We start from the raw sequence: 5140 nt of genomic DNA on the forward strand, positions 1-5140 counted from the left end.
AAATCAACCCATAAACCGAGCCGGAAAATCCAATCTTCAAAAGCACAATTAGTCTCAAATCATTCGACGACGGACATTCTTGTCATTTTCCAGCCACACCCGCTATTGAGGGTAGTACGAATGTCTGGATCAATGGCCTCGAGGCACTTCGCGTTGACGATCATTTCGAATCCCATGGCTGTACATCCTGTCCTAAACTTGCACACGCGCGAGCGCTCGCCAACGGCTCGCCAAATGTCTACATCAATGGAAAGAGAGCTGGACGTTTGAACGATCCAATTGATTGTGGTGGTGCAGTTGTTACCGGTTCCGCTAATGTCTATATTAATGGCGAATGACTAAATCTGGATTGCTGGAATTGCTATGGGAAAAGATCATTCCGTAGTTGAAAGTTGCGGCGGATGGAATTTTCGGCGGTTTGGGCTTATATCCCCAATAGCGCAGCAGGAGTGAAAATTTCGCGACAGAACCGATGGACGCGCGTAAGTTATTGATAAACCCGCTGCATCTTGCTACAGCACAGTCCAGCGAAATGTCGGGCTGGAGTCATCGTGAAACTAGAATATTCTTTGGAGAGTTTGCATGAAAACAGCCAAGAGTACGCAAAGAGTGTTGCCTCGTTGTAGTCATCCATTTTGCGTGCAGGCGCTCACCATCGGGCTGCTCATCACCATCGCGCTATTGCTATCAAGTTGTGCTTCTATTAGGCCGATTAGACCATTTACCCAGATGGATCCGCCGCCAGCTCCCGATTATGCTCAACCCAATGCGTGGTTAGCGTTGCCAAATCGCAACGGAATTGAGCGATCGACCCCGCCGGGCTTAACTGCTGTGGATGAAATGACGGCACTTGCAGACGTGTTCTTCATTCACCCAACCATGTACCTGAAGAACGATATATGGAATGCAGCATACGATGCGGCAGGCAAGTACGATAAACCGGTTCTATTAGCTCAAGCTTCGGCTTTCAACAGTTGTTGCCGCATCTATGCTCCGCACTATAGGCAGGCCTCCTTGGTTGGGTTAAGCGAGCCTGCCGCAGTTGCGCTCGCCTATTCCGATGTGGCAAGTGCTTTTGAATACTACGTGGCACATTTCAATAAAGGTCGTCCATTCGTTATTGCATCGCACAGCCAAGGCACGGGGCACGCTATGCGGCTCCTGCAGGAGAAAATTCTCGGAACGCCGCTGCAAGAACAACTGGTAGTTGCCTACACGATCGGCGCATACACGCCTTCTAACTTCGCCACCATCGGCCTTCCCACGTGCAATAAACCAGAACAAACTGGCTGCATCATTTCATGGAACACTAGTCAGACTGGGCGGACTGGGGCCAATAGGCTAACACGTGATGTTCTCTATTGGTGGCAGGGCTCAGAGAGGCGCAGTGGGGCGTTGCCTGCAATCTGTGTTAATCCGCTCACTTGGACGGAACACGATGCGGCAGATGCCATGCTGAATACTGGAAGCTTGCCTTTCCCTAGCAAGCCATTTCCAACCACAGCCACGACCTTGTCCCCGCTACAGCCGCATTTGACTGCTGCGGTCTGTCGGGGCGGCCTCCTTAACGTCGATCTGCCATGGACGTCAGAGTTTCGCGATGCACTTGCAATACTAACGGGCAGCTATCACGGGCACGACTACGGTCTATTCTACGGCAATATTCGTGCAAATGCTCTTCTGAGGGTTGAAAATTGGCTGGACAGGAGAGCAGAGGGGCTTTGTTGCATGAAAGAGAAGTAAGTCAGCTTTTGGTCTTTGATGCTGGATTCATGGGTTTACTGCCTTAACGCGGACGCATTTCAGGCGTGCGCACGTCAGCATACGGTTGAGCATGGCGCAGCGGCGTGAGGCTTCTACCTGTTGGTTTATGAATAAGCGCGCGGGTATTGCCAATTTGCTTACTAGCTGCATTTTGGGTATCTAAAAGCCAAACCGAAAACTAAGTTGAGCGATTTCAGTAGCTTATGATTCTCTGTGGTTTACCAAGACTACGGAGGATCACATGTCCTGGACTGAAACCGCCCGTCGCGACTATGCCAGACGAGGCTTACGCTATACAAGCGACTGTACTGATGATGAATGGGCTGTTTCGCGCCGCTTTTGCAGCCGATGAGCAAGGTCGGACGTCCGCGCGAGGGCTCTGTTGCAAATTTTCGTTTTGGTCATAATGGCCATTGGTTGAGACGCCGATTACATGGCAGCCTCGCGGTTTTCGAGACTCTGAACGAGCAGGGATATCGCTTCCGTCAACGCGCTTGGACCGATACCGAAGGCACGTTCAACAATGCGTGCTTCTCCACAGATGTCGCCCGTTAGGTTAAAAATCGCAGCCTGCCCTTTGCGCAAAGCGCGCATGACCTCGAAACCTTTAATCGTCGCATAAGCCGTTTTCAGAGTCTTGAACCCTCTCACCGGTTTGATCAGTTGCTTTAGCTTGCCGTGATCAGCCTCAACGACGTTGTTTAAATATTTGATCTGGCGACGCACAAGTTCGCCAGAGCATTTTCCTTCCGCCTTCAATTGCGTAATGGCAATGCCATAAGTCGGGGGCCTTATCGGTGTTGATAACCGTTGGTGTCAATCGGCACAGAATATTCACCCCTTTTACTTATCCAATATTGACCCCCTCATTACGGATTAGCACTTGGCCTACCCGGCGCTGGCCAGGGTTGCAAAGGGTAGGGCTAAGTGCGGGTGATTAGCTCTTTCGGCTTTAGCTTTGAGAGCGGTTTTTAAAGCGCCATGAATCGTTGCCTGTCTCTACGATTTCGCAATGGTGAGTTAGGCGATCTAGAAGTGCAGTTGTCATTTTCGCATCGCCAAAGACGGTCGGCCACTCGCCGAACGCCAGATTGGTCGTAACGATAATAGAGGTTCGCTCGTAGAGCTTGCTTATAAGGTGGAACAGTAACTGTCCACCTGCCTGAGCGAATGGCAAGTAACCCAGCTCGTCGAGAATAACAAAGTCGAGACGGTTGAGATATTCTGCGGTCCTGCCTTGCTTCGCGTTGCGTGTTTCAGTTTCAAGGCGATTGACCAGATCAACAACATTAAAGAAACGCCCACGTGTGCCATTGCGAATGAGTGCGCGCGCAATTGCAATTGCCAGATGGCTTTTTCCTGTTCCCGTGCCGCCAACCAAAACAACATTCCGCTGATCGCTAACAAAAGTGCCTGTGGCCAGCTCGCGAACCAAGCCTTCGTTGATTGGGGTGCTGGGAAAGTCAAAGTCATCAATGTCTTTAGCGAGAGGTAATTTGGCTAGGCTGAGCTGGTATCGAATGGAACGTGCTTGCTTCTCCGCAATTTCCGACTGCAACAACTCACCCACAATCCGTGGCGGTTCGTGCTGCCGCTTTATGCCATTCCCCATCACCTCGTCATAAGCACTGCGCATACCATAAAGCTTCAGCGTTCCCATGAATTCCAGTACCTGCGTGCGTTCCATCAGTTTGCCCTCCTAAGGCTGTCATAGCGTGAACAGTCGGCGATTGGTTCATGCATCAATCGAAGTGCATCAGGGATTTGAAGTGTGGGAGTTGGAGCCGGGTTTCGACTGCGTGCGAGAATATTGATGATAACCGCCGCAGAACAAACATTATGATCAAGCGCTTCCTGACATGCAGTATCAACATTAGCCAATCCGTCGGAAGGTACGCATGCGAGAATAGTGACCATCTGTCGATCACCATCGTGAGCGCTCTGCAAACGTTTGCGGATTTTCTCCATTGCTGCAGGCAAAACCCAATCGCGGAAAGGCGCGCCATTGCGTAGAGCGCCAGGTTTTCGAGCAAGAACAGGCACATAATGCCATGGGTCATAGACCGTTTCTCCTCGATTAAAACTACGCGTATGCTCTGCGACCTTCACACCATCCTGCCGGATGATGATCCGATCTGCATAGGCATGAACCTCTACAGGACGACCAACTGCAGTTGAAAGAACCGAGTATTTATTGTTGTCAAAACGGACGGTGCAGGTTTTTGATATGGACGCAGGAACACAGTGAAAGCCGTCGAATGGGCCAATATATGGTACAAGACTTTTGCGTTCTTCCTCAAATACCTGCCAGATCATGCGCTGCGTTTGTTCAGGATGGCGATGTGCTTTTGCATAAGCGATACATTTATCGAGGAGCCAGACATTGAGTTCCTCCAAACTTTTGACCCGTAAACGCGGTGTAAAAAAGCGCTCTCGAACCAAGCCTACCTGGTTCTCGACTTGTCCCTTTTCCCAACCTGATGCCGGAGTACAGGCAACAGGCTGGACAAGGTAATGACTGCACATTTGCTGGAACCGACGGTTATATTGCCGCTCTTTCCCGACAAAAATGGCATCAACCGCCGTTTTCATATTGTCGTATATGCCGCGCGTACAAGCGCCACGGAAAAACACAAAAGCCTTATCATGTGCATCGAACACCATTTCCTGGCTTTCGCGCATGTAAGCCCGAGCAAACATCATCCGGCTATGACACAATCGAACGTGCGCGACTTTGATCGTCGTCGTCACACCATTGAGCCGAATAATCTCGTGGCTCCAATCGAACTGATAAGCTTCGCCTGGCGCATAATAGAGCGGGACATAGGCGTCACTCGCCACTAATCCGCGCTTCTTAGACCAAGATTTGGCATAGCGGCGGACCGTGTCATAGCTGCCTTCATAGCCCAGCGCCCGAACTTCTTCATAAATTCGGATCAGCGTTAACCGCTCACGAGATGTCTTACCTTCGTTGGAAACAAGAAAACGCTCAACATCACCTTTCCAAGGCTCCATCCTGGGAAAAGGTTGATGTTCACGTTTGTAAGAAAACTCCGTCGCATCAGATCGCAGTATCTTGCGGACCGTATTACGAGAAACATGAAGCTCTCTGGTGATCTTCTTTACCGACCAGCCTTGAACATGGAAGGCGCGCCGGACACGAGCAATCGTATCCACTCTTTTCAACTCCCTACTCCATCCGCTGACTAAAAGCCAGATCCTCGGATGAAATCTAGCGGGGGTCAAAATTGAATAAGTATTCACCCGCTACTGGGGTCAATATTCCATGCCGAAACACAATCGACGCGTTGGTCGTTTGATGCGCCAAAACAACATTTATGCGGTTAGAACCCGCAAGCATAAGGTGACAACTGAC

4 protein-coding genes and 1 pseudogene are annotated in these 5140 nt (G+C 50.4%); 2 read left to right on the forward strand and 3 right to left on the reverse strand.

Annotated features, from left to right (window positions below; all coding sequences use genetic code 11):
* The first annotated feature begins 104 nt into the window (after positions 1–104).
* Complete coding sequence (locus HBA93_RS24595) at positions 105–338, forward strand: PAAR domain-containing protein (protein ID WP_353619393.1); 234 nt, start codon at positions 105–107, stop codon at positions 336–338.
* A gap of 244 nt (positions 339–582) precedes the next feature.
* Positions 583–1743, forward strand: a complete 1161-nt coding sequence (locus HBA93_RS17585; RefSeq protein ID WP_221724146.1) for a DUF3089 domain-containing protein — start codon at positions 583–585, stop codon at positions 1741–1743.
* 450 nt (positions 1744–2193) lie between these two features.
* Here HBA93_RS17585 and HBA93_RS17590 read toward each other — a convergent pair.
* The 3 genes and pseudogenes from HBA93_RS17590 to istA form a co-directional block, all read right to left on the reverse strand.
* A pseudogene (locus HBA93_RS17590) lies at positions 2194–2578 on the reverse strand (DDE-type integrase/transposase/recombinase); the annotation flags it as partial.
* Positions 2579–2716: 138 nt separating this feature from the next.
* Positions 2717–3451 (reverse strand): IS21-like element helper ATPase IstB, encoded by a 735-nt coding sequence (istB, locus tag HBA93_RS17595; protein WP_221724147.1) that lies wholly within the window; start codon positions 3449–3451, stop codon positions 2717–2719.
* A complete protein-coding gene (gene istA / locus HBA93_RS17600) occupies positions 3451–4950 on the reverse strand; it encodes an IS21 family transposase (RefSeq protein ID WP_221724148.1) in 1500 nt (499 codons plus the stop codon). The genes istB and istA overlap by 1 nt, the downstream gene beginning before the upstream one ends.
* Between the last annotated feature and the right edge of the window lie 190 nt (positions 4951–5140).

Source organism: Ochrobactrum sp. SFR4 (assembly GCF_019730395.1).
Taxonomy (GTDB): domain Bacteria; phylum Pseudomonadota; class Alphaproteobacteria; order Rhizobiales; family Rhizobiaceae; genus Pseudochrobactrum.

Coding starts and splice junctions, on each gene's coding strand:
- HBA93_RS17585 (WP_221724146.1), top strand. CDS start 583: ATGAAAACAGCCAAGAGTACGCAAAGAGTGTTGCCTCGTTGTAGTCAT.
- istB (WP_221724147.1), bottom strand. CDS start 3,451: ATGGAACGCACGCAGGTACTGGAATTCATGGGAACGCTGAAGCTTTAT.